Annotated in this window: 12 protein-coding genes and 1 tRNA gene; 6 read left to right on the top strand and 7 right to left on the bottom strand. The window is 56.2% G+C overall.

Annotated features, from left to right (window positions below):
* Nucleotides 1-389: 389 nt before the first annotated feature.
* Nucleotides 390-1,328, bottom strand: a complete 939-nt coding sequence (locus ACOSDM_RS18020) for a hypothetical protein (protein ID WP_420725953.1) — start codon at nt 1,326-1,328, stop codon at nt 390-392.
* Nucleotides 1,329-1,454: 126 nt separating this feature from the next.
* On the opposite strand from ACOSDM_RS18020, the gene ACOSDM_RS18015 reads away from it, so the two are divergent.
* Both ACOSDM_RS18015 and ACOSDM_RS18010 read left to right on the top strand, forming a co-directional pair.
* Nucleotides 1,455-2,255 carry a GntR family transcriptional regulator gene (locus ACOSDM_RS18015; protein ID WP_420725952.1) on the top strand — a complete coding sequence of 267 codons (801 nt, stop codon included), beginning with the start codon at nt 1,455-1,457 and terminating at the stop codon, nt 2,253-2,255.
* 145 nt (nt 2,256-2,400) lie between these two features.
* Entirely contained in the window at nt 2,401-3,147 is a 747-nt protein-coding gene (locus ACOSDM_RS18010) for a hypothetical protein (RefSeq protein ID WP_420725951.1), read from the top strand.
* 640 nt (nt 3,148-3,787) lie between these two features.
* Here the strand turns inward: ACOSDM_RS18010 and ACOSDM_RS18005 are convergent.
* The gene (locus tag ACOSDM_RS18005; protein WP_420725950.1) at nt 3,788-4,717 is read right to left on the bottom strand and encodes a LysR family transcriptional regulator; all 930 of its coding nucleotides are present in this window, start codon (nt 4,715-4,717) and stop codon (nt 3,788-3,790) included.
* Between the two features lie 124 nt (nt 4,718-4,841).
* On the opposite strand from ACOSDM_RS18005, the gene ACOSDM_RS18000 reads away from it, so the two are divergent.
* Nucleotides 4,842-5,996 (top strand): aromatic ring-hydroxylating oxygenase subunit alpha, encoded by a 1,155-nt coding sequence (locus ACOSDM_RS18000; protein ID WP_420725949.1) that lies wholly within the window; start codon nt 4,842-4,844, stop codon nt 5,994-5,996.
* Between the two features lie 37 nt (nt 5,997-6,033).
* Nucleotides 6,034-7,152 (top strand): aromatic ring-hydroxylating oxygenase subunit alpha, encoded by a 1,119-nt coding sequence (locus ACOSDM_RS17995; protein WP_420725948.1) that lies wholly within the window; start codon nt 6,034-6,036, stop codon nt 7,150-7,152.
* A gap of 20 nt (nt 7,153-7,172) precedes the next feature.
* Here the strand turns inward: ACOSDM_RS17995 and ACOSDM_RS17990 are convergent, their stop codons facing one another.
* The 5 genes from ACOSDM_RS17990 to ACOSDM_RS17970 all read right to left on the bottom strand — a co-directional run bounded on the left by ACOSDM_RS17990 (nt 7,173) and on the right by ACOSDM_RS17970 (nt 13,884).
* Nucleotides 7,173-9,512 carry a molybdopterin-containing oxidoreductase family protein gene (locus ACOSDM_RS17990; RefSeq protein WP_420725947.1) on the bottom strand — a complete coding sequence of 780 codons (2,340 nt, stop codon included), beginning with the start codon at nt 9,510-9,512 and terminating at the stop codon, nt 7,173-7,175.
* Between the two features lie 166 nt (nt 9,513-9,678).
* Nucleotides 9,679-9,755: transfer RNA gene (locus tag ACOSDM_RS17985), tRNA-Met, on the bottom strand.
* A 90-nt stretch (nt 9,756-9,845) separates the two neighbouring features.
* On the bottom strand, nt 9,846-11,036 hold the full coding sequence (mnmA, locus tag ACOSDM_RS17980; protein WP_420725946.1) for a tRNA 2-thiouridine(34) synthase MnmA: 1,191 nt from the start codon (nt 11,034-11,036) through the stop codon (nt 9,846-9,848).
* 416 nt (nt 11,037-11,452) lie between these two features.
* Nucleotides 11,453-12,301 carry a universal stress protein gene (locus ACOSDM_RS17975; RefSeq protein ID WP_420725945.1) on the bottom strand — a complete coding sequence of 283 codons (849 nt, stop codon included), beginning with the start codon at nt 12,299-12,301 and terminating at the stop codon, nt 11,453-11,455.
* A gap of 98 nt (nt 12,302-12,399) precedes the next feature.
* The gene (locus tag ACOSDM_RS17970; RefSeq protein WP_420725944.1) at nt 12,400-13,884 is read right to left on the bottom strand and encodes a SulP family inorganic anion transporter; all 1,485 of its coding nucleotides are present in this window, start codon (nt 13,882-13,884) and stop codon (nt 12,400-12,402) included.
* Nucleotides 13,885-14,011: 127 nt separating this feature from the next.
* Here ACOSDM_RS17970 and ACOSDM_RS17965 point away from each other — a divergent pair, with 127 nt between their 5' ends.
* Both ACOSDM_RS17965 and ACOSDM_RS17960 read left to right on the top strand, forming a co-directional pair.
* Complete coding sequence (locus tag ACOSDM_RS17965) at nt 14,012-14,719, top strand: DUF1194 domain-containing protein (protein WP_420725943.1); 708 nt, start codon at nt 14,012-14,014, stop codon at nt 14,717-14,719.
* Between the two features lie 318 nt (nt 14,720-15,037).
* Nucleotides 15,038-15,748 carry a hypothetical protein gene (locus ACOSDM_RS17960; RefSeq protein WP_420725942.1) on the top strand — a complete coding sequence of 237 codons (711 nt, stop codon included), beginning with the start codon at nt 15,038-15,040 and terminating at the stop codon, nt 15,746-15,748.
* Nucleotide 15,749: the final 1 nt, after the last annotated feature.

Below are 15,749 nucleotides of genomic sequence, written 5' to 3'. Positions count from 1 at the left end.
CCAAAACGCCCAAAACCAAACGCCCCGAAAATGTCTTGGGTTCAAAACCCCCTTCGAGGTATTTAACGAAGGATCAATAACCGTTGCACTTCAAACATGACTCCACCTACCCGCCTGCGCGGGTATGTCGGGGCGTGGGGTTTCACCCTCATCCTGAGGAGGCGCGATAGCGCCGTCTCGAAGGAGGGGCTGTAAGTCCGGTGCTTGCAGAGGGCTCCCCCTTCGAGACGCTACGCTCCTCAGGGTGAGGGTGCATTTGTCTGACACATCGTCACCCCGGACGTGATCCGGGGTCCAGGGCAGCGGGCACCAGTTGCACGGGTGGCCCTGGATTCGGTTCTGACCCTCGACACCAATACCATCTTAAGGAGCGCGGCGTTGGCGGGCTCTTACTCGGCCGCCAGCGTGCTTTCACGCTTACCATCGCCTTCGATTTCTGGGATCAGGGGGATGGGGACATTATAGGGGGCGACATCTTCGCGGATTTTGCTTAAGGCCGCGACGATGATATCGACCTCTTCATCTGGATGGGTCGCACCCAGCCCAAATTCTGTCGCCAAAGCACGGGCGCGTGCGGAGCGTTGACGCTCTTCCTTCGGCAGGTTCACAACGGAATAAACACCATTCAACAGGCTGCCCCGCAGCTTTTTGGCAAACTTCTCACCCAGAAGGACTTTTTCTTCCTGGCTTAATTGCTCAAAGAAACGACGCATCAGGATGCGGCCAAATTGAATGTGCCGGGCTTCGTCGCGCAGGATCAACTGACAGGCCTTGCGAATTTCCGGGAAGGTCGCGTTTTTGTAACGAGCAGTCAACAATTCGCCGGACAATTGTTCAAACAGCGTGTTGACCGCCATCCCCGCATAGAAGGACATTTGCTTTTCTTCTGACTCCGTGTGGAATTTTGGAATGATCAGTTGGAAATAATCACTGCGCGGTGTTGGCTGATACCCACCCAGGGCATCTGCGATGCGGAAGGAGGCCTCATGATGGCGCAATTCTTCCATGATGAAGTTCGCCACATGCTGTTTCACCTCAAAAGGCAGGTGTTCATAGATTGCCTGGCGCAGCCGTTCCGCGCCATACGGTGTGGCACCATGTTCCATCCAGGCCCGCAGGGACCACCATTCAGCGCCTGCTTCCCTAACCTCGGCAGGAAGGGATGCGGTTTCTTTCGCCAATGCGGCCCAATCTATATCCTGGGCCGGGTCCCAAGCCATATCGCGCGCCTGCAGGCACAGTTGCCAGATATCATCATACTGCAATTTACCGACGACAGGATAGGGGTTCGGATTCTGAACAGTTTCTTCCAGCATTGAGGCTTCCATATCGTCGCTCCCGGTGTCAAAACAGTGATCATTAAAAGGCTGGATGGCCCTTTGATCAATTAGTATAGTCTTATAGACTAATTCGTCTAGTGGGATTCTGAAGAGAATTCATTTTTAGGAGTGACTATGGTGTCGGAGCCATTCGCGGGAAACCAAATTGACAGAAATTCACCGGTTCCTTTGTTCCTACAGATCCGTCAGGCACTGCTGGCTGACATACGAAGCTGGCCTGATACGGCGGCGCAATTTCCCACCGATCTGGCGCTGGCCCAGCGTTTCAGTGTCAGCAAAATGACGGTTCGCCAGGCGATCGATGACTTGGTCGAAGCAGGCTTGCTTGAGCGGCATCGTGGTCGCGGTACCTTTGTAACGGATCGCGCCTTTGTTGAACAATTGGACCCTGTCCTGGATATCGATCAGCAATATGCGGCGGCGGGGCACAGTCAAACAACACGGGTTCTCAGTTTCGATCGTCGTCCAATGACAATGCGGGAACAAAAACTCTTTGGGGCGCAGTCGGATGAAACGGCTGTTCATATTCGCCGGTTACGATCCGCCAACGGCCTGCCACTGGCCCTGGACGAGCGTGTTATGCCCGCCCCCATTGCCGATCAGGCGAATTTCACCGCTGATAATGCAGTACAATCGATCATTGCGCGGTTACGGCGCGCGGTTCCTTTGGCCCGCGCTAAGTGGCAAATGAGCGCCCTGTTGGCCGATAAAGACCTGGCACTGAACCTCAGCATCCATCAAGGGGCTCCGGTTCTGGAACGGGCAATGACCTATCTGGACCCGAAAGGCGCGATCCTGCTGACGGGGCGCAGTCTTCATCGTGGCGACCTTGTCAGTTGCGCCTTTGAGCTTCCGCTGGATGGTCCGGAACACACGGGCCTGCTGGAAATGGCACGCGGGGAAGCCTTGAACTAAAGGAACCGAACTTAAAGAATGGACAGTCAATCCGCGTCCGGTACTCTGGTCGACACGCGTTGTTGGTATCGTGCTGATTGCCCTTGATGAAAGTGATTGAATGTCCAGTTTCAACTACACCCTAAATAACGCCCGAAAAAAGATTATGGCGGGTGGGCAGATTGTTGCGGTTATGGTGCCGGACGACTCTTTAAGGGAGTATTATACAAACCCACTGCCCCGGTATGAGGAGTGCTATCGTCTTGATAGAGTCTGCCTGTCTGGAGATCAGTTCTGGGCGATGACCGATGGCGAACATCTGCCTTATCAAATGGGCAAAGGAATTCAGGAAGCTCTGCATTTTGGTTATACGAACAGCGCGCCTCTCTACTTTTCGACTCAGCGAAAAGACTTTGAAAGCGCTCTTCGGGACCAGACCCAACAACTGACCCTCTGCAATATGCGCCAATACAGCGATTTTAAGTTCATCCTCCGCGATCCGATTGAGAAGGTTTGGGATTCGGAAGATCGCAATAATCTGGAGGTGCTGCGCCAGGCAGTCCAGCAGGGTCTATCTTTCCGATTGGTATTCGAAGACGAGGCCGGTCTGGTCTTTTCGCTGCCAGTCGACTTGCCGATGCTGTTCTACGAAAAGGGTGATCTTAGTGTTACAACCAAGATATCGTATTTCTATGATTTCTGTATGGATCCAATGTCATTGATCGAGGCCATTCGCGCGAAAAAGCCGGATTTCGAGCATGACCGTGATCCACTTTCCATCAAGGCCCGAATAACCAGTCGCGTTGTGCCCGCCTATTACAATCTGTTCCTGGATGGCAGCTATATCGGTGTCCCGGAAATCTTCTCAGGCAAGAAGAAAGCCTGGAAGATGGCGCGCCTGTTTAGCTATTGAATCCAAATGTGAATTTAAAAGAGGGTCGCTGTTTTGCCCTGTCCTGCGCGGGAACACGCGCATGCAACTTGCTCAGTATCGTAACTTCTAAACACCTTGATGTTCGAAGCACCCATTCGAATACTCGTATGTTTTCATTGGGTTGACGCGCATTCTCAGGGTGTAGTATTTTTTAACAGTGCTGTTGTATTAAAGCAGGCAGGCAAAATCATCTATTGGGGAAAGGTGCTCTGGCCGGGGAGGGGAGTTATGATACTGCCACAGAATTTATGGTCGGTGGCCTGACAGATGTCATCAACGGAACCTCTGACAATATTACGCGAATGCATGATCAGGCGGACCAACAGCTGCAACAACAGCCCGCTTCAAGCGCCACGGGTGCCGGTTCTTCCAATACGTCGTTAAACAGGACGTCTGAGAAGTATTCATTTACATGCCCTGCGACAGGCCGGACTCACAGTGTACCAATTTCAGCGGCCAGCAATGCTTGCCGAAATGCTATGCGGCGTTATGCAAAGGCTGTTAGTTGCAACATGATTGATGACCTAGAAGGCGCCCAGAACGCGTATTACTCCGCCTGCGCCTCAGAAATGTAAGCAATCGACATGCCGCGGTTGCGTCGGATTCTGGTGAGATTGCCCTATCGAAATTGGTGACCAGTCGATCCCCCTTCGGATCGGAAATAGGTGATCGTGTGATCCGTGAAACGCTGAAGGATTGCCCCAAAATGGGCGGCATCGCGGGAAGCCAGAACCACCTTCAAGGGGCGAACCACGTCTACGATGCGTAAAGTTTTAACCCTTCGTCCGTCATAGGTTGTCGATGGCGGGCGCATAACCAGTAAGGTGAAGCCAAACCCGGCTGCCACGGCGCTTCTGACGGTTTCCATTGATTTTGAGACATAGGATATCGGGGGATCGATTCCGCATTCTGCCAGCAAATCCTCAAAATAGGCGCGGCTGCCCGCCCCTTCGAACATGACATAAGGCTCCTTTGCCAGTTCTGACAGACGGATGGACCGGCGATTGGCCAAAGGATGATCCGCCGCCAAAACGACCATTGGCTGGATTGATGCCAGTTCCACAAAAGTCAGCCCCTGTAATGCGCCCCCCCGATCATAGGTCAGGGCAAGATCCAGCGTCCCGTTGCGCAGCGCATCGGCAAGGTCGCTCAGTGACATCTCCCTGTGTTGCACCGTTATCCCCGGCGCGGTGTCAGCGAAGGATCGGATCAGGCCCGGCGCAAAGAACGGTGCCAGCGTCCAAAAAACACCCAGACGGATTTCCCCTGATGCCTCTGCGGCAATGGCAGAGGCTTCGCGCGCAACTTGTTCAGCTTGTTCTTCCAGCGCGACCGCATGTTGCAGAAACAAGCGACCCTGCAAAGTCAGGGTCAGACCTCGGGCGTGATGACGCTCGAACAGAACAATGCCAAGAATATCCTCCAATTTGTCCAAGGCTTGCGCGATGGAGGGTTGGGAAATGTTCAGCGCGCGTGATGCCTGTGCAATGCCGCCCTGTTCGGCAACAGCCCGAAAATAGGTACATTGGCGCAGGGTGTATCGAACCATATTTTATCTTCTTTAAAGCTAGGATAATTGAGTTTGTGCCTATCTTCAGAAAAGTTCAATCTTCTGTTCAATACGATCATTGTTCCCTGTTTTTCGACGCGCCCATTTTTGAAGGACTGCTATCATGTCGTTGATCCAGCCGAATGCCGAATTGTTGAAAGCAGCCGAACGTCCGTTTGAAGACGCCCGCGCAATGCCGCCCAGTGTTTATACCAGTCAGGCGTTTCTGCAGCAGGAGCTTGAAACCATTTTCTCCAAAGACTGGGTCTGTGTCGGTCGTGTCAGCAGTTTGGCCAATCCGGGGGATTATCTGACCTATGAATTGGCGGGCCAGCCCGTCTTTGTGATCCGAGATCGGGAGGGGGCGATTAAGGCATTCTCAAACGTCTGCCTGCACCGCATGTCGACCATGCTGCAGGGCTGTGGCAATACCCGCGCTGTTGTATGCCCCTATCATGCCTGGACCTATGGTCTGGACGGACAATTGCGTGGCGCGCCCTTCATGGGCCAGACGACAGGATTCTGTAAGGAAGATTACAAACTGCCCGCCATACGGTGCGAAGAATGGCTGGGTTGGATTTATATCACGCTGGACAATGATCGTCCCTCTGTTGCTGAGGCGCTGGAGCCCCTGCGGGAGATGATCGCGCAATATGGCATGGAAGACTATGTCGAATGCTTTCGTGAAACTCATGTCTGGAACACCAATTGGAAGGTCCTGGCCGAAAATTTCATGGAATCCTATCACCTGCCGGTCTGCCATGCGGCAACGGTGGGCGGCTTTTCCAAGCTGGAGGAGATGGAGTGTCCGCCGGGATTGCCCGCCTTCAATTATCATTGGATTACCAAAGAGGCATCCCTGGCGATTGGCAATGCCCATCCCAGCAATACCAAGCTACAGGGCCGTTGGCGCAAGACGACCGGGCTGCTGACGCTATACCCCAGTCACCTGATCACTCTGACGCCAGGTTATTTTTGGTATCTATCGCTGCACCCCAAAGGGCCAGACCAGGTCGCTATGGTTTTTGGTGGGGGCCTGTCGCCGGACTTCATCAATGATCCAAAGGCGGATGAATATATCGCGACGCTGAAGACCCTGCTGGACGCGGTGAATGAGGAAGATAAAGGCTGTACGGAGAAAGTGTATAAGGGCATGAATGCTAACTCAGCAAAGGCCGGGCATTTATCCTATCTGGAACGCCCCTTGTATGATTTCATGCATTACATCGCGGACCGAACGGCGGGATTTGATCGTTCCACCGCGCTTGCGGCAGAGTGAGACCTCGATGGACGCTCCGAGCGCATCAATCTCTCACATGACCGACACGCTCCGCATCATTGCGACCCTGCCAGCGGATCAGGCTCAGACGCTGCCCGGTCGGTTCTATACCGACCCCGATTATTTCCAATATGAGGTCGAGACCTTCCTGTCCCGCGAATGGCATTGCCTGGGCCGAGTAGATGAAATTCCCAATCCTGGGGATTATTTCACCGCCCGCCTGTTTGCGGAGGCCCTGTTGGTCGTGCGTGGTGATGATGGACAGGTTCGGGTCTTGTCCAATGTCTGCCGCCATCGTGGCATGCTGCTGGCGGAAGGCAGCGGTTCCACACGGCGCTTTGTCTGTTCTTATCATGCTTGGAGTTATGATCGTTCCGGTCAATTGAGTGCCGCGCCGCGTATGCAGGAGAAGGGTGTTGGCGCAAAAACCTGCCGCCTGCCAGAATTTCGCTGCGAGGTTTGGAACGGTTTTATCTATGCCAACCTGGACGATGGTGCGATACCCTTGGCGCCTCGATTGGAGGCGCTCAATCAGGTGCTGGCCCCCTATCGCACCCAGGGGATGCGCTATGTTCAGAGTTTTGAGGAGGAATGGCAGACCAATTGGAAATGCCTGGTTGAGAATTTCATGGAGTCCTATCATCTCTCCGTCGTGCATCCAAAGACGCTGCATCCCTATACTCCGACAGGCCTTAGCCGGAAGGCACTGTCTGGCGAGGCTTTCACCTCCTATTGTGCCAATTATCCCGATACGGCCGCAACAAGGGGGCTTGGGGCAGACACGTTACGTGTAGAGGAACGCCGCCGCTCCACTCTGTTTTCTGTCTTCCCTACTCAGATTGCCAGCCAAGCCGCAACGCTGTTGGTGTCCTTTGGAATCCAGCCGCTTGCCGTTGACCGCATTCGGGTGCGTTGGACCTTGTCCACCTATGGCGATGAATTGACACAGGATGAGCTCGATGCCCGCATTGCCCTATGGCAGGAGGTCAATCTGGAAGACCGCATCAAACTGGAAAAGATGCAACAGGCCCTAACCTCTCGTCATGCCACATCCGGCCCCCTGGCCCCGGAGGATTACGAAGGCACCATCGCAGACTTCCATCGATATCTGGCGCGGCAACTGCCTGCCATGCCTAAAATCGCGGCGGTCGGCTGAGGTGGAAAAGTCGGCTACCGTCAGATTTTGCGAATATCACACCAGGAACAACGCAAGGGGATTGATCCACTGATCGGGTCCCGGTGGTCTGTTGAGATTGCCTGATTGAAATTGGTCGCCATTCTGTTTCCGTCCGGATTGGGGGCATCGTCGCTGTTGCTGACTGCCCAGCCATGCTGTGCAAAGACCGCGTCTGGGGCCAGGTCCTTGGTTGGTTTGGCTCGGGCGATGAAGCGCCCGGCCTTGGTGGAAATCTCAACCCAGTCATGCAGCGCGATGCCATAGGCCTCAGCCGTTTCCAATGACAGTTCCAGAACCGGGTCCGGGGTCAGTCGCCGCAGTGAAGCGATGTTTCGGCCCTGGGAATGGCAATAGGTGATGGTCTTCGCAGAACTGAGGCGCAGGGGGTAGGCGGTGTCCGTATTGGCGGGCAACGCCCCGGCATCCAAAGTCGGCACCGGATCATACCCGCTCTGCAACAATTGTTCGGAATAGATTTCCAGTCGCTTTGTCGGGGTTGCGAAACCATTCTCCAGATAGGCAGACAATTTTACGCTGTCTGGCAGTGTGATCCCTTCCGGGTTTGCTTTCAATTCTTCCAACTCAACGCCCGACGGGGCCAGAATATGGGCGTGTCCCTTATCGGCGTCACAGTCGAACATAACATCGGCCAGCCCCAGGCGTTGTGCCAGATCCAAAACAATATCCGTATCACTGCGCGACTCCCCGATGGGCGGGATGATGGCAGGCCTCAGTTGAACCTTGCGCATGCCTTCCAGACTGACATCGAAACCGGGTCTCAGGCCCTCGCGCTCCCAGGACGTGGCGACGGGCAGGACGATGTCGGCGTATTCTGCGGTGGCGTTCAGGAAGAAATCCGTATGGACATGGAACTCTAGTTTTTCGAAGGCTTCCCTGGCTTTCGCGGGATCAGGCTGGGCTGCCAGGATATTACCGCCAAAGGATATCAAGGCCCTTATCGGATAGGGTTTCTGCGTCAGGACCGCGTCATAGACATCGCGTGCCGTCACCCATCCCAATTTGCCAGGGCCAATGGGGCGCGTGTCCAGGCCCAGAGCCTTGTCGCGCTGTGCGTCGGTCAGCAGGTCATGGCCCGCAATATCGTTGAATCGGGCCGCCCCACCGGGGATATTGCCACCCGCGCGGCCATAGCTGCCGGTTAAGCCATACAGAATGGAAATCGCGCGGTCGGTCTGGCTTGCCGTCGCACTCTGCCCCACGCCATTCCAGGCGTAATAGGCGACCGATGCGCTGTCGGCCAGAATATCTGCCGCCTTCTGTAGCTGTTCTTCCGGAATGCCGGTGATTTCCGCCACACGGGCGGGGGGATACTCCGCCGCCGCCTCTGCGAAGATCTGCAATGCGGTCCGGCAAGGGATGTCTCCCGTGGCGGTGGACACCTGATTCCTGGCCATCAGGGTGGCCTTTGTAGGGTCCGCCCGCCACTGTCCAGGCCCCGCCGTGTCAAAGGCCAACAGCGAGTCATCCCCTGATCCAGCGGCCATTATGACGGCCGCGTCCCCTTGTGGGTCCACATCGCTTTGGCGCAGGTATGCACCGGTATCATCGCGCACCAGAAAGGCCGCATTGGTCCATTCCCGCACAAAGGCGACATCAAACCGGCCAGATTTCAGCATCAGATTCGCCAGCCCCAAGGCCAGCGCCTGATCGGTGCCGGGCCGCACCTTAAGCCAGCACTCCGCCCGCCTGGCATACAGGGTCGGGCGGGGATCGACGACGATCATCTTGACGCCGCGCCGCATCGCCTTTTGCACCTCAATCGACCGCGCCAACCAGGTCGCTGCCGGGTTATGACCCCACAGCAACACGCAATCCGTATGGGCGAAATCCGGCGTGCCGATATCGCTGCCATAGGTCAGCCGCGACACAAAATCCTTGTGCCAGTTACAAATCTCTGTCCCGTAAATCGTATTGGGGCTGCCATAGGCACGGATGAAACGCTCAACCCAGGAAATACAATCCGACATATGGGTGCCGCTGGGCGTGGTAACGGAAAAGGCAACCTGCTCCGTCCCATGCGCGTCGCGAATGCGCCCCATATGGCCCGCGATTTCGCTCATCGCCGCATCCCAGGAAATCGGCTCCCAGGTCGGCACCTTGGCCCCTTTTGGGGATGTGCGCCGCAACGGCTGGGTCAGGCGGTCCTTGTGATAGACCAGTTCCGTCACCGCCTTCCCTTTGGGACACAGCGTCTTGCCACTGGGATGACCGGGCATCGGCTCAACCCCCACAATCGCCCCATCCTCAACCAACACCTCGCAGCCACAGCGCGACCGACATTGCGTACAAAAGGCAGGCACACGCTGTTGCTCAGTCATGATAAACGCTCCAAGGGTCCGCCCAGGGGGAAACGGATTGGGTCAACGGAAGGCCAGGGCACGCCAGCCCATGCCGAATAGTAGCCACAACAGGCTAATGCGCAATGGCTCGTCCGCACAGGGAAAGTTAAGGGGTTTGGCTTTATTGGAAGTGCTAGGAGAAAAATGGTGGCGGATCAGGGATTCGAACCCCGGACACACGGATTATGATTCCGCCGCTCTAACCAGCTGAGCTAATCCGCCACGATGCGCTGGGCATCTTCTCTGCAGGCTGGGGCGCGGGGGCCTTTGCACTGCGGAGGTGCGCTTCAATATAAAGACTGACCCGGCCTGTCAAGCGGCGACATTGCCTTGGGTCGACATTCCTTGCCGTAAAATCCATCCGCCACCCAAAACGCGGCTTCGGGCGGCATCGTTCGGGGCATAGAAAACACAGGCCTGGCCGGGGGACACGCCAAATTGCGGCTGGTCGAAGGCGACCGTGACATCGCCCAGCGGTGTTGTCGCGACGGTGGCCTGCACCGGGGCCATGGTGTTGCGGATTTTGACCAGCACCGATTGCGGCCCATCGGACAGGCGCGACGGGTGCAGCCAGTTGACCGTGCCCAGGGTCAGGCTGCTGACCGCCAGGGCCTCACGCGGGCCGACGATGACTTGTGCGTTTTCGGGGTCCAGGCGGATGACATACAGCCGGTCCGTGTCGTCGGCGCGCCCGCCAATGCCGATCCCCTTGCGCTGACCAATGGTATAGCGCAACACGCCGTCATGCTGGCCCAGCACGGTGCCATCCAGATGCACGATATTGCCGGGGCGGGCGGCTTCCGGGCGAAGCTTCTCCACGATGCGGGCATAGGAGCCGTCGGGGACGAAACAGATGTCCTGGCTGTCTGGCTTGTCGGCGACGGGCAGGTCGAAAAAATCGGCCAGCAGGCGGGTTTCCGCCTTGGTTAATCCGCCCAGTGGGAAGCGCAGATAATCCAACTGCTCCTGCGTTGTGGCGAACAGGAAATAGCTTTGATCCTTGCCGGGGTCCACGGCGGCATGCAGTTCGGACGGGCCGTCTGCGGGACGTTGGCGGCGGATATAATGACCGGTGGCGAGTGCGACGGCGTTGAGTTCCCGTGCGGTGCTCAACAGGTCGCGGAACTTCACGGTCTGGTTACAGCGCACACAGGGGATGGGTGTCTCGCCCCGTGCATAGGAATCGGCGAAATCCTCAATCACCGCATCGCGGAAGGCGCTTTCGTAATCCAGCACATAATGGGGAATGCCAATCCGGTCGGCCACATTGCGGGCGTCATGGATGTCTTGCCCAGCGCAACAGGCCCCTTTTTTCTGGATCGCCGCGCCATGATCATACAGCTGCAACGTGATCCCCACCACGTCATAGCCCAATTCTTTCAACAGGGCGGCGGTGACGGAGGAATCAACGCCCCCGGACATGGCAACGACCACGCGCGCACCGGCGGGCATGTCTAGGGTGGCCGGGTCAAATCCGGCAAGAAGGGTTTCTGCGCTGCTCATAAGCCCTGAGATATAGGAAAAGGGGGCGGGAACGCAAGGGCGGTGTCAGGGGGATATAGTAATCCCGCAGTGGGATGCACTATCTGCGCCCAATCCCTAGAGGGGGAGGACGGTTCTGTCTGCGCCCAACCCCTTGAGGGGGGAGGACGGGTCTGTTTGCTCCCTCCCCCTAGAGGGGGGAGGGTTGGGGTGGGGGTGATAGGCCGCAAGGCCTTTCCCTGCAGTAGACTGGATTGCGGAGGAGAGAGCACCCCCCTCCCAACCTCCCCCCCTCAAGGGGGGAGGGGTGAAAGATGGGGCTCCCCCCTCAAGGGGGGAGGGGTGAAAGATGGGGCTCCCCCTCAAGGGGGGAGGGGTAAAATATGGGGCTCCCCTACAAGGAGGGAGGTGCGGCGGTAGAGTGTCCGGGGCAATTCCTACCGGAACATCATCACCGGGATTTTGCACAGGCGCAGCATGGTGCTGGTGGTGGATCCGATGATCAGGGTGCGCATGCGGGAATGGCCATAGGCGCCCATGACCAGCAGGTCGATGGACTCGCTGTCGACGATGTTGGAAATTACCGTGTCGGCCTGGCCGGGGACGATATCCGCATGGGCCTTGATGCCGCCAGCGGCCAGGATTGCCAGGGCATCATCCTGTTGCTTCTGTGCCTCTGGGGATAATACGCCGACGGTCAACAGGGTACAATCCAGGCCGCGAAACAGCGGACTTCGGGCGACATAATCCACGGCTTTCAGGCTGCTGGTCCCGCCATCATAGGCGATCAGGAAGCGTTTGATCGGGCGGAAGGCGCGGGACGCAACAAAAAGGGGCTGGTGGCTGGCCCGTGCGATCCGTTCCAGGTTCGAGCCCAGATGCAGTTTGGCGAAATCGGCGGCCTCGCCGCGCTTGCCCAACAGGACAATATCCGCCTTGGAATTCGTCACTGTATCAACGATGTCTTCGATGCGCAGGGTGGTGGTGATCGTCGCGCTGCCTTTGGAGTCGATCAGGGCCTTGGCGTCGTCCAGGATGGCGCGCCCCCGTTTCTGGGCCAGCTTGTTGCGCTGCTCATCCAGCGCAGTCAGTTCCGCCAGTAAAGAACTGCGCGCGCCCAGTGTGATATTGCCACTGAGATTCTGCGGCGTGCTTTCCGTATGGCGGCGGCCCAGAACATGGGTGATTTCAATTGAGGCCTCCAGGCGCTCGGCCAGCCAGGCAGCGTGATCGCACACGCTTTCTGAATAGGTCGATCCATCCACCAGGGCGATGATGTTCGTCATAAAAGTCCTCCCACCGTCAATGTCCTGGAGCCTCATGCGTTCGCATGAGCTCACACAAGAAGCTCCAGCATTTCATATTTTAAAGCAAATGCACCACACTAGTGTCCGAACAATCGGTCAAGGGCACCTGGTTTGTCATGCACGCCCAACTGATCGACGATGGTCTCGCTGGCCTCGTTCATGCCGATAATGTCTACCGTCGCGCCATCGCGGCGGAATTTCAGCACGACCATGTCCAGGGCGGCGACACTGGAGATATCCCAGATATGCGCGCGGCTGACATCAATGGTGACATGCTCCAACGCTTCCTTGAAGTCGAAGGCGGCGGTGAAGGCATCGGCGGAGGCGAAGAAAACCTGGCCTTCCACGATATAGGTGCGGCTTTTGCCATCGGTGCTGCGATGTGATGTGACGCGGAAGATCTGGGCAATCTTCCAGGCAAAGAACAGGCCCGACAGCAACACACCAACAAAGACACCTATCGCCAGATTATGGGTGGCAACAACGCAGACAACGGTTGCCAGCATGACGATGGAGGAACTGCGCGGATGGCTGCGCAGGTTCTTGATCGATGACCAGCTGAAGGTCCCGATAGAGACCATGATCATGATCGCGACCAGGGCTGGCATTGGAATCTGGCGCACCCAATCGCCCAGAACCACGATCATGAATAACAGAAACACCCCGGCGGCAAAGCAGGACAGACGGCCCCGGCCCCCGGATTTCACGTTGATCATGGACTGACCGATCATCGCACAACCCGCCATGCCCCCGATAAAGGCGGTTGCGGTATTGGCCAGACCCTGGCCGATGCATTCCTGGTTCTTGTCGCCGACCGTATCGGTCAGGTCATCGACGATATTGGTCGTCATCAGGGATTCCAACAGCCCCACCGCCGCGACCGCTGCGGAATAGGGCAAGATGATCAGGAAGGTATCCAATGTCAGCGGGATATCTGGGATCAGAAACATTGGTAGGGTGGAGGGAAGATCCCCCATATCGCCCACGGTACGCACATCCAGACTGAAATAGATCGAAATGCTGGTCAGGACCAGAATACAGATCAGCGGCGAGGGGATGGCCTTGGTCACATAGGGGAACAGATAAATGATGGCCAAGCCGCCAGCAACCATAACATAGGTCAAGGATGGAACGCCCATCAGTTCGGGCAATTGCGCCATCAGAATCAGAATTGCCAGCGCATTCACAAAGCCCGTCATGACAGAGCGTGAGACAAAGCGCATCAGCGCCCCCAGCTTCAGAAACCCGGCGGCAATCTGTATCAGACCGGCCAGGACAGAGGCAGCGAGCAGATATTGCAGCCCATGATCGCGCACCAGGGTTACCATCAACACCGCCGTTGCCGCCGTCGCGGCGGAGATCATGCCCGGTCTGCCGCCCGCAATGGCAACGACAACAGCAATCGCAAAGGAGGCATAGAGCCCAACCTTGGGATCAACGCCCGCGATGATCGAAAACGCGATGGCTTCGGGGATCAAGGCTAAGGAGACAACAAGACCGGCGAGCAAGTCGCCGCGGATGTTTCCAACCCATTGATCACGGTAGGCGCTGAAAGAAATCATGGCGTTCCTGAGTATTTGGGGGGCTGTGGCGCGAAATCGCGACTGTGTTAAGGTAGGTGTATAGACATTCGGAATGCTGCATTGCAACATTATTAGGACTTTGAGGGACCTCAAAAGAGAGAATAGGATGCGACGGATGACCAAGGCTGCGATCAAAGGACGTTTGTGCGTGGGGATTTGGGCCCTGGTCGGTTGGCTAATGATCGGTCTGCCAGCACACGCCTGCAGCCTGGCGCTTCTTTTGGCGCAGGATGTTTCCTCCAGCGTTGATGCCGGGGAACATAGTTTTCAATCGCGCGGTCTGGCCTCTGCCCTGACGGATCCCGATGTAGTCGCTGCGATCCTGATGGGGGGTGGCATTTGGATATCCGCCTTTGAATGGAGCGGTCGGACCAATCAGATTGTGCATGTCGACTGGACCTATCTGGACAGTCCGGCCGTGATTGGACGGGTGGCGAAAACCATTGCTGCTGCACCGCGCGGGCATGCGGATTACCCAACCTCGCTGGGCTATGCGCTGGGCTTTGCTGCGGTTCACATGCGCAAAGTGCCGCAACGCTGTGCCAGGCAGGTTGTCGATGTTGCCGGCGATGGCATCAATAATGAGGGTTTCCCGCCGGAAGCCGCCTATCGTGCCTTTGATTTCACCGATATCACAGTGAATGGATTGGTCATTAAAGGGTCTGACCCTGACCCGGAGGCATTCTATCGCGAAGAGGTTGCCAAGGGGGCAGGTTCTTTTGTGGAAGTCGCTTATGGCTATCAGGATTATGCTGAGGCGATGAAGCGAAAGCTGATCCGGGAAATTAGCGGAGCTTCCCTTGCGATGCGGTAGCAGGTCAAGCTTTCCTATTAAAACTATAAATAAAAATTTTATAATCTTGTCTTTTTTCACAAAATATTGTGTTGAAAAATAATAAAAAAATCCCAATTATTAGTATGTGATAAATAATTATCACAATATTTAAAGGAGATTTTTATGTCTTTTAAAAGCTTTTCTACGCAAACGTCTGAAAACAAAAAAACCGCAGATGCCGCGAAACCGGCCGCAGCGGATGCTAAGACAGCAGCGCCGAAAGCGCCGGCTGCTCCTGCAAAATCCTAACGGGATTTACCGGGATAACCGGGTTTTCAAAGATTTAGGCGGTATTGAATGATTTCACATTTTGCGATGTCTGCATTGTTGTGCGGGCTGAGGCGTAGTATTGCCTGTTTGATGCCTGCCATATTTATGTCCGGTGTATTCATGGGCGGTATGTCGTCCCTGTCATTGGCGCAGACTGGCCCGGTACCCGCGAACGCCCATGAAAAAAGCTATGGCGGCGGGTGGGAATGCAATGATGGGTATCGCCTGGATAATGGGGCGTGCCTGAAAATTCAGATACCGGACCATGCATATGCCATTCAGTCCAGTTATGGGCCGGGCTGGGAATGCAATTACGGGTATCGCGAAAGCAAAGGTCAGTGTGCGAAGATCCGGGTACCCGCCAATGGCTTTTTAGACTCGTCAGGAGAGCGTTGGGAATGCGAGCGGGGTTATCGAACGGCCCGCGACACCTGCGAAAAGATCAACATCCCCGAACACGGTTATCTGGTCGACAAGGCCTATGGCAGCGGATGGGAATGCAAATACGGGTATCGTGAATCCGGTGATTTCTGCGTTGAGATCATCGTGCCAAAGAATGGCTATCTGGCGGAACGATCAGATGGCACGGGCTGGCTGTGTAATCGCGGTTTTAGGGCAACCCGGGACGATTGCGTTCCCGTTATCCTGCCAGAGAATGCCCATCTGGATTATTCTGGAAACGGATGGGACTGTAACCGTCCCTATCGCCAGAATGGGAATATTTGCAGTCTGCAATAGG

It is taken from the genome of Hwanghaeella sp. LZ110 (assembly GCF_048892525.1).
Lineage (GTDB): Bacteria > Pseudomonadota > Alphaproteobacteria > UBA8366 > Aestuariispiraceae > Pacificispira.
Note: the sequence above shows the minus strand (reverse complement) of the source record. Positions and strands in the feature narration are given on the sequence as shown.

Coding starts and splice junctions, on each gene's coding strand:
- ACOSDM_RS17990 (WP_420725947.1), bottom strand. CDS start 9,512: ATGACTGAGCAACAGCGTGTGCCTGCCTTTTGTACGCAATGTCGGTCG.
- ACOSDM_RS17960 (WP_420725942.1), top strand. CDS start 15,038: ATGATTTCACATTTTGCGATGTCTGCATTGTTGTGCGGGCTGAGGCGT.
- ACOSDM_RS17975 (WP_420725945.1), bottom strand. CDS start 12,301: ATGACGAACATCATCGCCCTGGTGGATGGATCGACCTATTCAGAAAGC.
- ACOSDM_RS18015 (WP_420725952.1), top strand. CDS start 1,455: ATGGTGTCGGAGCCATTCGCGGGAAACCAAATTGACAGAAATTCACCG.
- ACOSDM_RS17965 (WP_420725943.1), top strand. CDS start 14,012: ATGCGACGGATGACCAAGGCTGCGATCAAAGGACGTTTGTGCGTGGGG.
- ACOSDM_RS18000 (WP_420725949.1), top strand. CDS start 4,842: ATGTCGTTGATCCAGCCGAATGCCGAATTGTTGAAAGCAGCCGAACGT.
- ACOSDM_RS18020 (WP_420725953.1), bottom strand. CDS start 1,328: ATGGAAGCCTCAATGCTGGAAGAAACTGTTCAGAATCCGAACCCCTAT.
- ACOSDM_RS17970 (WP_420725944.1), bottom strand. CDS start 13,884: ATGATTTCTTTCAGCGCCTACCGTGATCAATGGGTTGGAAACATCCGC.
- mnmA (WP_420725946.1), bottom strand. CDS start 11,036: ATGAGCAGCGCAGAAACCCTTCTTGCCGGATTTGACCCGGCCACCCTA.
- ACOSDM_RS18005 (WP_420725950.1), bottom strand. CDS start 4,717: ATGGTTCGATACACCCTGCGCCAATGTACCTATTTTCGGGCTGTTGCC.
- ACOSDM_RS18010 (WP_420725951.1), top strand. CDS start 2,401: ATGGCGGGTGGGCAGATTGTTGCGGTTATGGTGCCGGACGACTCTTTA.
- ACOSDM_RS17995 (WP_420725948.1), top strand. CDS start 6,034: ATGACCGACACGCTCCGCATCATTGCGACCCTGCCAGCGGATCAGGCT.